Raw genomic sequence first — 14999 nt, 5'->3', positions numbered from 1 at the left:
TCGTGGCTAAACTAGCGGCGCGGTCGGCTGGATGAGGCTGGCCTTGCGGCGGATGTGTTCGCGCCAGGCGGTGTAAAGGCCGCTGCTGGCGATCAGGGCGGCGCCGGCCAGGGTGGTGAGGGTGGGCGTCGCGGCCATCAGCCACCAGCCGAAGACGATGGCGCCGACGATCTGGAGATAGTCGAAGGGCGCGACTACGGCGACCGGGGCCTTTTGCAGCGAGGCGGTCATGAACAGCTGGGCCAGGCCGCCGGCGACGCCCGATCCGACCAGCAGTCCGAAGGTGCCGAGCGCGTGCCAATGGCCGACGAAGGGCAGCAGGATCGCCCCCACGACCGAGCAGGCGACGAAGAACCAGAAGACGATGGCGGCGACGTGCTCTGTGTCGCGCAGCTGGCGCAGGGTGATGGTCACGCCGGCCGTCAGCACCGCCCCGATCAGGGCGAAGGCCACGCCAGCCAGCGGCAGGACCGAATGGCCGACGCCCGGCCGCATGACGACGATCACGCCGATGAAGCCGACCGCGACGGCGGCCCAGCGGCGCGGGCCGACCGCCTCATTCAGCACGAAGAAGGACAGGATGGTGGCGAAGATCGGAGCGGTGAAGCTGAGCGTCGTCGCGTCGGCGAGCGGCAGCAGCGTCAGCGTTTGGAACAGGCACAGAATGGCCGCGACGCCCAGGGCGCTGCGTCCCAGATGAGCCAGGGGGCGGCGCGTCGACAGGGCCGAGAGGCCGCCCGGCTGGGTCAGCACCCAAGCCAACACCACCGGCAGGCCGAAGAAGGCGCGGTAGAACAGCATTTCCGGCGCCGCCACGCCGTCCTGCGACGCCAGCTTCAACGTCGCCGTCATGATGGAGAAACAGCCGGCCGCGGCGATGCGCAGAAGAATGCCGCGGACGACGTCCTCGCCCGCGGCTTTCGATGGATCAGGCGAAGGCCGCGCGGCGGCCATGTCGCGCGCTTAGGCCTGGCCGGTTTCGACCGGCTGCTGGGCGATCTGCTGCTGGCGCGCGATGTAGATGGCGGCGAAGTCGATGGGGTCCAGCTGGAACGGGGGGTAGAAACCGCCGTCGGCCGTGGCGCCCGAGATGATCTCGCGCGCGAACGGGAACAGGTAGCGCGGGCATTCGATCAGCAGCAGCGGCTCGATGTCCTGCTCCTGGACATTGGCCAGTTGGAACAGGCCGCCATAGACCAGTTCGACGTGGAAGACGGGCTGGTTCTCGTGCGTCGCCTTGATCGACAGCTTCAGGTCCAGTTCGAACAGGCCGTCGGGGCGGCCCTGGGCGGCCATTTCAACGCCCAGGTCGATCGCGGGCTTGCCGTCGATGCGCAGGGATTCCGGGGCGCGCGGGTTCTCGAACGAGAAGTCGCGGACGTATTGCGCCAGGATGCGGAAGCCGGGGCCGGCGGGCTGGCCCTGTTGGGCGTCGCCTTGCTGGGGCTGTTCGGCGGGAGGGGCGGCGTCGGTCATGAAACGGTCTTTGGCGCAGTTTGGGGCCGATGAGGCCGGAATGAGGCGCCGCGACTACCATGCCGGGACGCTTGGCCGCAACGTCGCGCGCGCGATTGGGGGCGCGCTTCGCCTTGCCTCACCCTATATGAGCCCGTAATCACGCCAGACTAAGTGTTTGGCGCACCCGTCGTTCGCTACAGGAATCTCCTCTTGAACATGCCGGTTCAGTTCCAGGTCGTCGTCTTCGCCTTCATCGCAGCCTTTGTTCTGTTCCAGCTCTACAATGTGCTGGGCAAGCGGGTGGGCCGTCAGCCGCAGGAAGACGCCAAGATCGCGCCGCCCGGCCCGGCCCAGCCCGAGACGCCCAAGGTCGCAGCGATCGACCCGGCGACCCTGGCCTCCATCGCCAGCCTGAAGGCACGCGATCCGGCGTTCGACCCGGCCCGTTTCCTGGACGGGGCGCGCCAGGCCTATGAGACCATCGTGCGCGGCTACGCTGCCGGCGACCGGGCCGCGCTGAAGCCGTTGCTGAAGCCGAACGTCTTCGCCTCGTTCGAGACCGGCATCGCAGCGCGCGAGACGCGCGGAGAGACCGAGACCGTCGAGTTCCTGTATCCGCCCCGGGCCGATCTGGAAGGCGCGGTCGCCGAGGGTGACAAGGCCGTAGCCAAGGTCCGTTTCCTGGCCGAACTGCGCAGCCGGGTGACCAAGGCTTCCGGCGAAACGGCGGACGCGACGACGGGCGAGCCGCTGGTCGAGGAACGCCGCACGGCCGAACACTGGACCTTCGAACGCACCCTGGGCGCGACAGACCCGAACTGGGTCCTGGCGCGCGTCGAGCCGGCCAACGCCTGATGGCGGTTCGCGGCCAGTCGGGCGGACTGGCGACGCTGACGGCCGCCCTGGCTGTCGCGGCCTGTTCGACCGGGCCGATGACGCCGACGGGGACGACAGGGCCGCAGACAGGGCCGGTACCCTATACGCCTTCGCCGAACCCGGCACCGCCTCCCGCGCCGTCCGACGCCCTGAGCCCCGCCGTGTTGCCGGGCTGGAGCCAGGAGGATCACCTGGCCGCCTTCCGGGCCTATGTGGACGGGTGCGGCGCGGCGCGTGAGGCGGTTGCAAGCCGGGTCTGCGGACGCGCCAAGGCCATGGCCACGACGATGACGATCACGCCGTCGCAGGCGCGCGCCTTCTTCGAAGCCAGCTTCAGCGCGATCCCGGCCCAGACGACGGACGGGCGACCGGGGCTGCTGACCTCCTATTTCGCGCCCGAATATCCGGCGCGGCGTCGGCCGGACGCCGAGTTCTCGGCTCCCGTCCTGCCCAAGCCCGCCAATCCCCGCGCCGCAGGCGACCGGGCCTATATCGAATCCGCCGCTCGGCCCGAGCAGGCCCTGGCCTGGATGCGGGCCGAGGACCTGTTCTTTCTTCAGATCCAGGGGTCGGGGTATCTGACGTTTGAGGACGGCACGCGCGGCCGCGCCGCCTATGCCGCCGACAACGGCAAGCCGTTCGTGGGCATCGCCCGACCGATGGCGCAGCAGGGGCTGTTGCCGCAAAACGGCACCTCCGGCGATGCGATCCGGGACTGGCTGGCCAGCCACAGGGGCTATGAGGCGCAGGCGGTCATGGCGCTGAACCCGCGCTACATCTTCTTCCGACTGGACCCCGACGATGACGGCCATCCGGCGGGGGCGGCGGGCGTGCCCCTGACCGAGCGGCGGGCGATCGCGGTCGACCCGGCGCACTGGCGCTATGGCGAACTGGTCTGGCTGGAGGCCGACGGGGGCAATCTGCGCGGCGCGACGGCCAGCTATCGCGGTCTGGCCATGGCGCTGGACACCGGATCGGCCATTCGCGGACCGGTGCGCGCCGACCTCTATATGGGTCGCGGGGACCGCGCGGGGGCCGAGGCCGGGACCGTGCGCCATCCCTTGCGGATGTGGCGCCTGGTCCCGAAGAGTTAGACCCCTGCCCGGCTAGGCCAGGTCTTCGATCTCGTCTTCGGTCAGTTCGCCGGGGACGATGGTGACGGGCAGTTTGCGGCCGCCGATCTGCGCGCCCTGTTTGATGATGGCCGAGACCAGCGGGCCGGGGCCGCGCGAGCTGGTTCCGGCGGCCAGGACCAGGATCTTGATGTCGGGATCGGCGGCAACGACCTTCTTGATCGCAGCCTGGGCCTCGCCCTTTTCGATCAGGAAGACCGGCGCGGCGCCGGAACGGGTTTGCGCCTCCTCGCCCAGGCGGTTCAGCAGGATTTCCGCCTCCTGGCGCTGCTGGCGTTCGATTTCCTCGCGCACGCCCGACCAGTGGGCGTCGCTGTCGGTCGGCAGGACGCGCAGCATGACCACGCGCCCGCCCGTCGATTTCGCCCGGCGCGAGGCGAACCGCAGGGCGGCCTCGAACTCCGGACTGTCGTCGACGACGACGAGGAACTTTCTCGGCATTGCGGCCTCCCCAGCCTGATCAGCGGCTGAAGAGGCCGTGCGACGACGGCTTCGTCAAGCGATCACGTGCTCAAGCCGGCCGAGTCCGATAGCACGACTAACCATTCACGGCTGCCGTCGCCAGATCGCGGATCGTCGCATTGGCGATGGTCAGTTTGGCAAAGGTCCAGCCCGAGCCGGACTGTTCGATCTCGTCCACCGAAGCGCGCACACCCTCGACCGTCGCCTGTTTGGAGCCGATCCAGGCGTCCACGGAGGCCTCGGCCGCGTCCTCGCTGACGCCGACCGACGGATCGGAGGCGCGGGCGACGGCGCGGGTCAGGGCCGCCTGCTCGTTCATCAGGTCCTCGATCAGACGACGGACGGCGAGACGATCGAAATGATCCGCAGACGGAATGGAGCCGGCGGCTGCGCGCAGACGGTCGAAGTCGAAAGCGGCCCCAACTTGGTGATACAGGCGCGCCATGGCCGCGACCGGCCAGTTCGCCTCCTGCGCCAGGTCCCCGATGTCGGCGGCGGCGACGAGGGGGCGCATGATGGCGATGCTGCGGGTCAGATCTTCAGGCGCGCCGTGGTCGGCAAAGCGTTTGACGCGCGCATCCAGACGCCCCTGTTCGAAGCGCGACAGGACCGGCGCGCCCTCGGCCTGCAAGGCGTCGGCGATCGGGCGGTAGCGGTCGATCAGGGCCTGGACCGACAGACCGCCCTTGGCGCGGCGGGCCAGCCAGAAAGTCTGACGACGCAGGACGACGGCGATCTCCTGATAGAGGGCGATCTGGGCCTCGGCCGAGATCTTCAGGTCGAGAGCCGACACGGCGTCCCAGGCCTCGTCCAGACGGAAGACGCGGCGCGCCGCCTCGAAGGCGATGATCAGGGCGGTGGTGTCGCATTCCGCCGAGCCGCGCAGGCGGTCGGGGAAGGTCGGGCCGCACATGTTGACGACTTCATTGGCCATGACGGTGGCGATGATCTCGCGCCGCAGACGGTGGCTCTTCATCTCCGGCTCGAACCGGGCCAGGGCCTCGGGGAAGTAGCGGACCAGGATCTGTTCGAAGAAGGGATCCTCGGGCGCCTGCGAGGCGACGATATCGTCCGACAGCTCCAGCTTGGCGTAGGCCATCAGGACGGCCAACTCGGGCCGGGCCAGCGGGATGCCCGCCGTCATCAGCTCCTTGACGCGAGCGTCGTTGGGCAGGCCCTCGACCTTGCGGTCCAGCTTTCCGCGCGCCGAGAGGCTCTGCATGAACCGCTGCTGGGCGTCCAGGGCGCCGACGCCCTCGGCCTGCTGCAGGGTCAGGGCCAGGGTCTGGTCGTAGTTGTGGGCCAGCACCTTCAGGCCGACCTCGTCGGTCATGGAGGCCAGAAGCGGCGTGCGCTCCTCGGCCGGCAGGACACCGTTGGTCACGGCCGAGCCGACCAGGATCTTGATGTTGACCTCGTGGTCGGAGGTGTCGACGCCGGCGGAGTTGTCGATGGCGTCGGTGTTGATGCGACCGCCGGCCTGACCGAAGGCGATGCGCCCGGCCTGGGTGAAGCCGAGGTTTGCGCCCTCGCCCACCACCTTGACCCGCAGTTCGTCGGCGTTGATGCGCAGGGCGTCGGTGCCCTTGTCCCCGACCTGGGCGTCGGTTTCGGCCGCCGATTTCACATAGGTGCCGATGCCGCCCAGATAGAGCAGTTCGACCGGCGCCTTCAGGATGGCGCGGATCAGGCTGACCGGGTCCAGTTCGTCCTCGGCGATGTCCAGGGCCGCCTTGATCTGCGGCGTCAGCTGGATCGACTTGGCCGAGCGCGAGAAGACGCCGCCGCCCTCCGAGATCAGCGCCTTGTCATAGTCCTGCCAGGACGAGCGCGGCAGGTCGAACAGCCGCTTGCGCTCGACCCAGCTGGTCACATGATCCGGGTTCGGATCAATGAAGATGTCGCGGTGATCGAAGGCGGCGACCAGGCGCGTCGCCTTGGACAGAAGAACGCCGTTGCCGAAGACGTCGCCGGACATGTCGCCGACGCCGACCATGGTGAAGGGCTGGGTCTGGATGTCCTTGCCCATTTCGCGGAAGTGGCGCTTGACCGCCTCCCACGCGCCGCGCGCGGTGATGCCCATGGCCTTGTGGTCATAGCCGATGGAGCCGCCCGAGGCGAAGGCGTCGCCCAGCCAGAAGCCGTAGGAGGCCGAGACGCCGTTGGCGATGTCGGAGAAGGTCGCCGTGCCCTTGTCGGCGGCCACGACCAGATAGGGGTCGTCGCCTTCCCAGGCGATGACATTGGCCGGATGGGTCACCGACCCGTCGGCGGCGATGTTGTCGGTGATGTCCAGAAGGCCGGACAGGAAGGTGCGATAGGCGCGGATGGCCTCGCCCTGAATGGCCTCGCGGTCCGTCGTGCGGGGCAATTGCTTGGGATAGAAGCCGCCCTTGGAGCCGACCGGCACGATGACGGCGTTCTTGACCTGCTGCGCCTTGACCAGGCCCAGGACCTCGGTGCGGAAGTCGTCGCGACGGTCCGACCAGCGCAGACCGCCGCGCGCGACGGGACCAAAGCGCAGGTGCACGCCCTCGACGTGCGGCGCCCAGACGAAGATTTCGCGATAGGGTTTGGGCAGGGGCAGGTCGTCCAGCTCGCGCGAGGCGATCTTGATCGAAATGTGCGGCTTGGGCTGACCGTCGGCGTCCAGCTGGAAATAGTTGGTGCGCTTGATCGCGCCGATCAGGGCGGCGATGCGGCGCAGGGCCCGGTCGTGATCCAGGCTCTTCACGTCCTGCAGCAGGGTGACGATCTTGGCGTCCAGCTCGGCGACGGCCGGCGCGCGGTCGTCGGCGGTGTCGCCCCCCGAAACCTCAGAATGGGGCGCGAACTTGGCCTTGAACAGCGACAGCAGGGCGCGCGCCACGTCGGGATATTCGCGCAGGGCCTCTTCCTGCACCGTCTGGGAGGGGTCGAGACCCGTCTGCTGGCGATAGTGGGCCAAGGTGCGGATCAGGGCGGCGTCGCGCCATTCCACGCCCAGTTCGATCACCAGGCGGTTGAAGCCGTCGCTTTCGTTGCGGCCGGTCCAGACGGCAGCGAAGGCGTCTTCGAAGGGGCCCTTCACATCATCGAAGACCAGCGCCTCGCCGCGCGGATCCTCCATCAGGAACTCGTGGACGTGGATCTCCTCCTCGCCCATCGGGCGGATCGGATAGCCGTATTCCTCCAACGTCTTCAGACCCATATCGGCCAGGATCGGCAGGACATCGGACAGGGGCACGGCGGGGCCGCGACGATACAGTTTGAAGCGGAACTGAAGGCGGCTGTCGTCCGGCGTGCGGAAGGCGCGCACGGCGACGGCCTTGCCCTCGCCGGGCAGACCGGTCTCGTTCAGCCGGTTCACATATTGCAGGTCGGTCGCGGCTTCGTCGGCGTCATAGCGATCGCGATAGGCGGCGCCGAAAGCCTTGGCCCACTGGGCGCTGAGCGGCCCGACGGCGACTTCCTCGACGCCCGAGCGGCGCAGGGCGCCTTCGAAACGATCGACCCAGCCGCGACCGGCCTCGGCGACGTCGGCTTCCAGCTGGGCGGCGTCCGGGATCGGGTGGGCGCCGGGCTCGACGCCGATGATGTAGTGGATGCGCACCAGGGGCGCGTCGGACAGCTCCGGATACCAGGCCGAGATGCGGCCGCCCCAGGCGCGGGCGATGATCTGGCCGATGCGTTCGCGCACGGCGGAGTCGAACTTCTCGCGCGGGATGAAGCACAGGACCGAGACGAAGCGGTCGAACGGGTCCTGGCGCGAGAACAGACGGATGCGCGGCCGGTCGTAGAGGTGAAGGATGCCCAGGGCGATGGACAGCAGCTCGTCCTCGCTGACCTGGAACAGCTCGTCGCGCGGATAATTCTCAAGGATGTTCTTGAGGCGTTTTTCGTTGTGGCTGCCAGGCGCCTTGTCGGCGCGGGCCAGGGCGTTGGCCACCTTGCGACGCAGCAGCGGCACCTCGGTCGTCAGCTGGTCGTAGGCTTCCGACGTGAACAGGCCGACGAAACGGGTCTCGCCCGTCGCCTTGCCGTCCGGGCCGTAACGCTTGACCCCGACATAGTCCATGTAGGCGCGGCGGTGGACGCGCGAGCGGGCGTTGGCCTTGGCCACCGTCACCGGTTCGCTAAGGTCCAACTGGCGGCGCATCTGGCGCGTCAGGACGGCGGGTTCCGACGCGCGGCGCAGCACGGTGCGCTCGGGGTCGGCCAGGATCCCCAGGCCGTCGGTGGACAGGCCCAGCGGCGCCTCGGCCTCATAGTCGCCGTCGGCGTTCAGCGGATAGTCGTAGTCACGCGCGCCCAGGAAGACGAAATGGTCGCTCTTCAGCCATTTCAGGAAGGCGATGTTCTCGGCCAGGACGGCGGGATCGACCGGGGGCGGGGTCTCTTCCAGACGCTGCACGGCCTGGCGCATCAGGGACGTCATGGCGTCATGATCGGCGACGGCGGCGTGAACGTCCGAAAGGCTTTGGGCCAGGCCCTCGCCCAGGGCGTCGCGCCGCTCCTGCGGCACGCTGTCGATGACCAGCATGATGATCGACAGGCGGCGGCCGTCCAGCTCGACCACCGGGTGGAACAGGGCGCGCACGGACACGGCGGCCTCGGCCAGTGCGCCCATGACGCTGTCGACCAGGAAGGGCGCGTCGGACTGGACGATGCGCACCAGATCGTAGTCCAGAACCCTTTCCGACGCGCCATGCAGCGGGCCGACGGTAATGGCGGGAGCGGCCGCGTCGGTCGGATAGGCCTTGGCGGCGGTCCAGGAGGCGGCGAGCAGGGCGGCCAGATCCTCGCCGCTCAGCTCGGGCGTCTCATCGGCGGAATAGTCTTCGTGCGCCTGGGTCAGATAGGTCTGTTCGACTGCGCCGGGCCCGGTCCCCACGATCTTGGCGAAGGCCGCCTCCAGCGCGGCCTTGGTGATCGGCTGAACGGGTTGGCGCAGATCGTGGGCGGTCATGGACGAGCAGTCTCGAACGACGCGGCAGGGCCGCAAGGGATGCGGCGCGACGGGGCGCCACCCCCGCTGACTAGGCCAGGTCCGGTCGCTCGGGAAGCCCCCGGCGACCGTTCATTGTAATGATCAGTGATCAGGTTGGAATTATTGTGCAGCGCCACAAAGCAGAAAGCCGCCGGACTGGGGGAGTCCGGCGGCCTGCGCGAGCGGCGCCTGGAGGGGAGGGGAGGGCGCCGGCTTCGCTTCGCTGCGGTTCGGAGGGGAGTGTCCCGCAGCGTCAACATCGGAAATGGGAAGCCGCCTGCGCCGTTCAAGAGCGCATCGGGCGGAATCTTTCGCGACATTTTGGCGCCTCCGAGCGGCTTCGAAGACGTCGGCGGATGCGGGGGACAACGGATTCCGATGCTATGCGTTAGGAGGGGTCAACGGTGAAGCTGGAGCACCCGATTACATGCGTCGCTTTTTGATGGGTTCGATCGTGGCGGCCGTGGTCGGCCTGCTGCTCGCCGGCGCCGGATACTGGGCCTATTGGAACTTCTATTCGCGGTTCCAGCCGGTCACGATCAGCCGCAATCAGGCGGAGGTGCAGCAACTGCTGGACGAGGCGTCCTGGGTGTCGGACGGCAGCGGGGGGCAGGCCCTGTATATCGTCACCTATCGCGACAGCGCCTCGGCCCTGCGTTATGCGCGCGACGAGGCGCCCAAGCTGAAGGCGGCGGGGATCGAGACGCGCTACATCCTGTTCGCCCGCCCCGATCTGGAAGGCGCGGCGCAGTCGACGGCCGCGGAGCGGGCGACGGTCGCGGAGCTGTGGCTGACGCGAGACTGGCCGCTTTATCAGCGCTGGATGGCGACGCCGGCGAACAGTTGGACCGCCGCCGGCGTGCCGCAGGCGGATGGCAATCTGGCGCGCACCGCCGTGGTCGAGGCCGGCCGTCGCTTCAACGAGCGGCTGAGCCAGCTGCTCAAAGAGTCCGGCGTCGACATCAGCTATCCGCTGATCCTGTGGCGCGACAAGCAGGGCTTCCTGAAGGCCTGCGGTTGCTCGGATCGGCAGGCCTGGGCCTTCATCCGCGACGATGTCGGCGCGCCGGACCGGTTGGGCCAGTCCGACGCCGAACCGATCGCGCCCGAAGAAGCGGCGCCCGCGCAGGACGCCCGCCCTTCGGCCATGCCCTATCCAGATTTGCCGGCGATACCTCCGGTCGATGCGCCGACGAGCGGGACCACGCCGACGCCGTCCTCGCCTGAAGCCCGCCCGGCGACCCCGCCCGCATCGAACCGACCGGCGCCGTCGCCGCGCACGGCCCCGGCGCCCAGCAAGCAGGACGACACGACCTTCTATTGATCAGAGCGTTCGGCAGGCCGCGATCACGCGATCGACATCCTCGGCGTCCTGATACAACCCAAAACCGAAGCGGATCACGTCTTCGCGCACATCGGTGACGATGTTCGCCGCCCGCAGACCCGCGCACCAGGCCTGGGCGTCGGGATGACGCAGGGCGAGGAAACGGGCGCGCGGCGCATCGCCCTCGACGGGATTGAGGATTTCGGCCTGAGACAACACCCCGGCCCGTCCACCCTGAACGGCCTGCTGGAACCGGGTCGCCAGATCGCGCGCATGGGCGGCGATGGCGGCGGTGTCGAGCCCCTGCTGATCCAGCAGTCGGCGCACGGCGTTGAAACGATACAGCGGCGTACAGTCGAAGGTGGCGCCCCAGAAACGACCGCCGTCGCTGCGATACTGAACACCGCCGGGCGGTCCCGACAGGTCTCCGAACTCCGCGAACCAGCCGGTGACGACAGGACGCGGGCAGAAGTCGGGCGGGGCGTGCAGGAAGCAGACGCCCTCGCCCGACATGGCGTATTTGTAGCCGCCGGAGACATAGAAGACCCGGTCCGCCACCGCCGACAGGTCGGTCGGGGTCGCCATGAAGCCGTGATAGCCGTCGATCAGCACCCAGGGGCCTTCGGGTCTCGCCAGGGCGGCGAGCTCCTCGATCCGGTCGAACAGGCCCCCGGTGCGGAAGAAGACCTGGCTGACCACGATCCAGTCGTAACCGCCCCTGGACGCCTCGGCGACGAAGCGATCGGCGAAGGTGTCGAAGGGCGCGAGCGGAACGCGCGTGACCACCGTCGCCCCGACCTCTTCCCACCGTTCGGCCTGACGACGGAAGGAGTGAAATTCGCCGTCGGTCGCCAGAATGCGGACCGGCTTGGTCTCCACGCCCGAAAACAGGCGCAGCAGGAAGTCGTGGGTGTTGGACGAAAAGACGATGCTGTCGGGCGAAGGCAGGCGCAGCTCGGCCGCAACATGGGCCTGGGCCTCGGGAATCACATGGCCGAAGACGAGATCCCACTTGTGGTCAGCATGCAGATTGGCGTCGAGCCAGGTCTGCTGCTGCGCCTCAAAACTGGCGTCGGGCCACAGGTGATGGCTATGCGCGGCGAAATGCAGCCGACCGGGCGCCGCCGACAGGGCGCGGGAGAAGAGGGACTTGTAGCTCATCGCTTGACCAGATCGAACAGAACGGCGTCATCCGCCCGCGAACCATGAATGATGGCCAGGAAGCGGAGTTCGCCCGGAAGAACGGCGTAGTAGAGATTATAGGCGCCATAGACGGAGCGGCGGATACGCGGATCGAAGGTCGCCTTGGGACGGCTTTCGGGATCCAGCGCCAAGGCGCGGGCGGCGACGCGAAGTTCGCGGACGAAACTCAGGGCGCGGCGCGGGTTGTCCTTGGCGATATGATCGGCGATCTGTTCGAGATCGGTCTCGCAGCCGCGCGAGAAGACGACCCTCATCCCTTGAGTTGATCCGCCGCGACAAGGGCGCTGTATTTGGCTTCGAGACGGTCGAACACCGCGTCGGCGTCATTTCCAGGACCGTCCCGCTCAGTCTGCAGCCGATGGCGAAGTTCATCCATGGCCATCGGCGTTGTGGAACGCGCGATGAACCAGTGCATCAGGGCCTCTCGCACCGCCTCGTCGGTCGAAGCGAACTCTCCAGCGTCCACCGCCGCGCGCAGTTCGCCGACCATATAGGCTGGCAGATCTGTCGATATCCGTTCGTGCCTGCCCATCGCGGTCTCCTTTCGATCAGGATCGTCCAGAGACCGCCTCGAGGCAAGCGGCGCGGTTTAAACCAGAGCGCCGTGGCAGTGTTTGAACTTGCGGCCCGAGCCGCAGGGGCAGGGGGAGTTGCGGCCGGTCATTTCCCAGCCGGGCGGCAGGGCCTCGACGGGCAGCTTGGAGCGGTCGTCGCCGATCAGCATGCCTTCGGGGTTCTGGGCCGACGGATTGGCCATCTCGTTCTCGCCGGTGCCGGGGTTCAGGTGGATTTCCTGGAACTCGGGCAGTTCGGGCGGCGCCTGGAAGCGGAACTCCACCGTCATCAGCCAGCGGGTCACATTGTGGCGCAGGTCGTAGAGCAGGTTCTCGAACAGCGAGAAGGCTTCGGTCTTGTATTCGTTCAGCGGGTCGCGCTGGCCATAGCCGCGCAGGCCGATGACGCCGCGCAGGTGGTCCAGGTGGACCAGGTGCTCGCGCCACTGCATGTCGATCATCTGCAGCATGAACTGCTTTTCCAGACCGCGCGTTTGTTCGGCCCCGATCATCTCCAGACGTTCGGCGGCGCGCGCATCGGCGGCGGCCAGCAGCCGCTCCTCGATCTCCTCGTTCGACACGCCTTCCTCGGCGGCCCAATCGTGCAGCGGCAGCTCAAGACCCAGGGTCGAGCGGACCTTTTCGTCCAGACCGTCGATGTCCCACTGCTCGGCATAGGCCTTGGGCGGCATGTAGCGTTCGACCAGGTCGGACACGACGTCGCGGCGGAAGTCGCCGACCAGTTCGGACAGGTCCTCGGAGTCCATGAACTCCTGGCGCTGCTCGAACACGGCCTTGCGCTGGTCGTTCACGACGTCGTCGTATTTCAGCAGATTCTTGCGGATGTCGTAGTTGCGGGTCTCGACGCGCTTCTGGGCGGTCTCGATGGCGCGGTTGAGCCAAGGGTGGGTGATCGCCTCGCCCTCCGCCACGCCGAAGGTCTTCATGATCGAGTCGAGGCGGTCGCCGGCGAAGATGCGCAGCAGGTCGTCCTCGCAGGACAGGTAGAATTTCGAGGTGCCGGGGTCGCCCTGACGGCCGGTGCGGCCGCGCAGCTGGTTGTCGATGCGGCGGCTTTCGTGCCGCTCGGTGCCCAGAACGAACAGGCCGCCGGCGGCCAGAGCCTTTTCTTTCTGGACGGCGATCTCAGCCTTGAACTCGGCCTCCTTGGCCGCTTCCATTTCCGGCGTGACCTCGACGGCCATATTGCGCTGTTCCAGCAGCCACTTCTGCATCTTCATCTCGAGGTTGCCCCCGAGTTGAATGTCGGTGCCGCGGCCGGCCATGTTGGTGGCGATGGTCACCGCGCCCGGCAGGCCGGCGTCGGCGACGATATAGGCTTCCTGCTCGTGCTGGCGCGCGTTCAGGACACTGTGCGGAATGCCGCGCAGCTTGGTCTCGTAGGTGATGTCATAGGCGGCGTCGCCGATCTTCTCGGCTTCCTTGGCCTTGCCCGCATATTCCGGCTTCAGCGTGCGCGAGGTCTCGACCTTGTACTCGAAGCGGTTCAGCAGGTCCGACAGCTGTTCCGAACGCTCGATCGACACGGTGCCGACCAGGATCGGCTGACCGGCCAGGTGGCATTCGGCGATCTGGCGCGCGATGGCCTGGTTCTTCTCGGCGTGGGTCCGATAGACCTCGTCGTCATAGTCCTTGCGCTGGATCGGCCGGTTGGTCGGCACCTCCAGCACGTCCATCTTGTAGATGTCGCCGAATTCCTGGGCCTCGGTCGCGGCGGTGCCGGTCATGCCCGACAGCTTTTCATACAGGCGGAAGTAGTTCTGGATCGTCACCGAGGCCAGGGTCTGGTTCTCGGGCTGGATCTTGACGTCTTCCTTGGCCTCGATGGCCTGGTGCAGGCCTTCGGACAGGCGGCGGCCGGTCATCATGCGGCCGGTGAACTCGTCGATCAGGACGATCTCGCCGCCCTTGATTATATAGTCCTTGTCGCGCTGATACAGGGTGTTGGCGCGCAGGGCTTGGTTCGAGTGGTGCACCAGACTGATGTTGGCGGCGTCGTACAGGCCGGTGGTGTCGGCGGCGAAATGGCCGCCCTGTTCCAGAGCCTGTTCCAGACGCTCGGAGCCCAGCTCGGTCAGCAGGACCTGCTTCTGCTTCTCATCGAGCTCGAAGGTGTCCTTGTCCTTGATCAGGTCTTTGATCAGGCCGTCGAGGATCTTGTAGAGATCCGAACGGTCCTCGGTCGGGCCCGAGATGATCAGAGGCGTGCGCGCCTCGTCGATCAGGATGGAGTCGACCTCGTCGACGATGGCGAAGTTGTGCGGACGCTGCACCATCTCGCGCCGGTCATAGACCAGGTTGTCGCGCAGATAGTCGAAGCCGAATTCGTTGTTGGTGCCGTAGGTGACGTCGGCGTTGTAGGCCTGCTGGCGCTGGCCCTGGCTGAGGCCGTTGACGATGACGCCGACCTCAAGACCCAGGAAACGATAGACCTTGCCCATCGTCTCGGCGTCGCGGCGGGCCAGGTAGTCGTTGACGGTGATGACGTGCACGCCCTTGCCGGGCAGGGCGTTCAGATAGACCGGGGCCACGGCGACCAGGGTCTTGCCTTCGCCGGTCCGCATCTCGGCGATGCCGCCTTCGTGCAGGATCATGCCCCCGGCCAGCTGAACGTCGTACTGACGCTGGCCCAGCACGCGCTTGGAGGCTTCGCGCACGACGGCGAAGGCTTCGGGCAGGATCTTGTCCAGGGTTTCGCCGTTCGCCAACCGATCGCGGAAGGCGTCAGTCATCATCCGCAGCTCGTCGTCGGACAGGGCGGCGAACTTGGGCTCCAGCGCATTGATGCGCTGGGCGTGGTCCTGGAAGGCCTTGACCTTGCGGTCGTTGGAAGAGCCGAAAAGTTTCTTGGCGAAGCCGAGCATATTGGATCCGGTAAGCGGTCGAGCGTCTGCGAGCTGAGCGGCTCTGAAATCCCGTGAGGGGCGGCGATACGGACGCCGTGAGAGAGGCCCTGACCGATCGCAGCCCCGGAGCGCCGCATCAGGCGCGCGCGAAGG

At 67.6% G+C, this 14999-nt stretch carries 11 protein-coding genes; 3 read left to right on the top strand and 8 right to left on the bottom strand.

Features of this window, described 5'->3' with window-relative positions; genetic code table 11:
* Positions 1–6 precede the first annotated feature (6 nt).
* The gene (locus VH88_RS09220) at positions 7–954 is read right to left on the bottom strand and encodes a DMT family transporter (RefSeq protein ID WP_045810988.1); all 948 of its coding nucleotides are present in this window, start codon (positions 952–954) and stop codon (positions 7–9) included.
* A 9-nt stretch (positions 955–963) separates the two neighbouring features.
* A complete protein-coding gene (gene secB, locus VH88_RS09215; protein WP_017505358.1) occupies positions 964–1476 on the bottom strand; it encodes a protein-export chaperone SecB in 513 nt (170 codons plus the stop codon).
* A gap of 198 nt (positions 1477–1674) precedes the next feature.
* Here secB and timA point away from each other — a divergent pair, with 198 nt between their 5' ends.
* Entirely contained in the window at positions 1675–2313 is a 639-nt protein-coding gene (timA, locus tag VH88_RS09210) for a TIM44-related membrane protein TimA (RefSeq protein WP_045811028.1), read from the top strand.
* Positions 2313–3428: an MltA domain-containing protein gene (locus tag VH88_RS09205; RefSeq protein ID WP_045810987.1), complete on the top strand. Its 1116-nt coding sequence runs from the start codon at positions 2313–2315 to the stop codon at positions 3426–3428. The genes timA and VH88_RS09205 overlap by 1 nt, the downstream gene beginning before the upstream one ends.
* A gap of 12 nt (positions 3429–3440) precedes the next feature.
* On the opposite strand, the gene VH88_RS09200 is transcribed toward VH88_RS09205, so the two are convergent.
* Together VH88_RS09200 and VH88_RS09195 are read right to left on the bottom strand one after the other, a co-directional pair.
* Entirely contained in the window at positions 3441–3908 is a 468-nt protein-coding gene (locus VH88_RS09200) for a universal stress protein (protein WP_017505361.1), read from the bottom strand.
* A 97-nt stretch (positions 3909–4005) separates the two neighbouring features.
* Positions 4006–8877 (bottom strand): NAD-glutamate dehydrogenase, encoded by a 4872-nt coding sequence (locus VH88_RS09195; RefSeq protein ID WP_045810986.1) that lies wholly within the window; start codon positions 8875–8877, stop codon positions 4006–4008.
* A 448-nt stretch (positions 8878–9325) separates the two neighbouring features.
* Between VH88_RS09195 and VH88_RS09190 the strand changes: the two genes are divergently transcribed.
* Positions 9326–10222 carry a hypothetical protein gene (locus VH88_RS09190; RefSeq protein WP_045810985.1) on the top strand — a complete coding sequence of 299 codons (897 nt, stop codon included), beginning with the start codon at positions 9326–9328 and terminating at the stop codon, positions 10220–10222.
* Here VH88_RS09190 and VH88_RS09185 read toward each other — a convergent pair whose 3' ends face one another.
* From VH88_RS09185 to secA, 4 genes are read right to left on the bottom strand one after another with little or no spacing between them, the layout of a single operon-like run.
* Complete coding sequence (locus tag VH88_RS09185) at positions 10223–11383, bottom strand: aminotransferase class V-fold PLP-dependent enzyme (RefSeq protein WP_045810984.1); 1161 nt, start codon at positions 11381–11383, stop codon at positions 10223–10225. It lies immediately after the preceding gene.
* Positions 11380–11679, bottom strand: a complete 300-nt coding sequence (locus VH88_RS09180) for a type II toxin-antitoxin system RelE/ParE family toxin (RefSeq protein WP_045810983.1) — start codon at positions 11677–11679, stop codon at positions 11380–11382. The genes VH88_RS09185 and VH88_RS09180 overlap by 4 nt, the downstream gene beginning before the upstream one ends.
* The gene (locus VH88_RS09175; protein WP_045810982.1) at positions 11676–11957 is read right to left on the bottom strand and encodes a hypothetical protein; all 282 of its coding nucleotides are present in this window, start codon (positions 11955–11957) and stop codon (positions 11676–11678) included. Before VH88_RS09175 ends, VH88_RS09180 begins: the two co-directional genes overlap by 4 nt.
* A 57-nt stretch (positions 11958–12014) precedes the next feature.
* On the bottom strand, positions 12015–14864 hold the full coding sequence (gene secA, locus VH88_RS09170) for a preprotein translocase subunit SecA (protein WP_045810981.1): 2850 nt from the start codon (positions 14862–14864) through the stop codon (positions 12015–12017).
* Positions 14865–14999 lie beyond the last annotated feature (135 nt).

This window comes from Brevundimonas sp. KM4 (assembly GCF_000964075.1).
In the GTDB taxonomy this organism is placed as follows: domain Bacteria; phylum Pseudomonadota; class Alphaproteobacteria; order Caulobacterales; family Caulobacteraceae; genus Brevundimonas; species Brevundimonas huaxiensis.
The sequence above is the reverse complement of the archived record's forward strand: the minus strand, read 5'-3'. Positions and strand labels throughout refer to the sequence as shown.

Excerpts from the sequence above, each read along its gene's own strand:
- secB (WP_017505358.1), bottom strand. The coding sequence starts at position 1,476 with ATGACCGACGCCGCCCCTCCCGCCGAACAGCCCCAGCAAGGCGACGCC.
- VH88_RS09200 (WP_017505361.1), bottom strand. The coding sequence starts at position 3,908 with ATGCCGAGAAAGTTCCTCGTCGTCGTCGACGACAGTCCGGAGTTCGAG.
- timA (WP_045811028.1), top strand. The coding sequence starts at position 1,675 with ATGCCGGTTCAGTTCCAGGTCGTCGTCTTCGCCTTCATCGCAGCCTTT.
- VH88_RS09190 (WP_045810985.1), top strand. The coding sequence starts at position 9,326 with ATGCGTCGCTTTTTGATGGGTTCGATCGTGGCGGCCGTGGTCGGCCTG.
- VH88_RS09175 (WP_045810982.1), bottom strand. The coding sequence starts at position 11,957 with ATGGGCAGGCACGAACGGATATCGACAGATCTGCCAGCCTATATGGTC.
- secA (WP_045810981.1), bottom strand. The coding sequence starts at position 14,864 with ATGCTCGGCTTCGCCAAGAAACTTTTCGGCTCTTCCAACGACCGCAAG.
- VH88_RS09205 (WP_045810987.1), top strand. The coding sequence starts at position 2,313 with ATGGCGGTTCGCGGCCAGTCGGGCGGACTGGCGACGCTGACGGCCGCC.
- VH88_RS09220 (WP_045810988.1), bottom strand. The coding sequence starts at position 954 with ATGGCCGCCGCGCGGCCTTCGCCTGATCCATCGAAAGCCGCGGGCGAG.
- VH88_RS09195 (WP_045810986.1), bottom strand. The coding sequence starts at position 8,877 with ATGACCGCCCACGATCTGCGCCAACCCGTTCAGCCGATCACCAAGGCC.
- VH88_RS09185 (WP_045810984.1), bottom strand. The coding sequence starts at position 11,383 with ATGAGCTACAAGTCCCTCTTCTCCCGCGCCCTGTCGGCGGCGCCCGGT.
- VH88_RS09180 (WP_045810983.1), bottom strand. The coding sequence starts at position 11,679 with ATGAGGGTCGTCTTCTCGCGCGGCTGCGAGACCGATCTCGAACAGATC.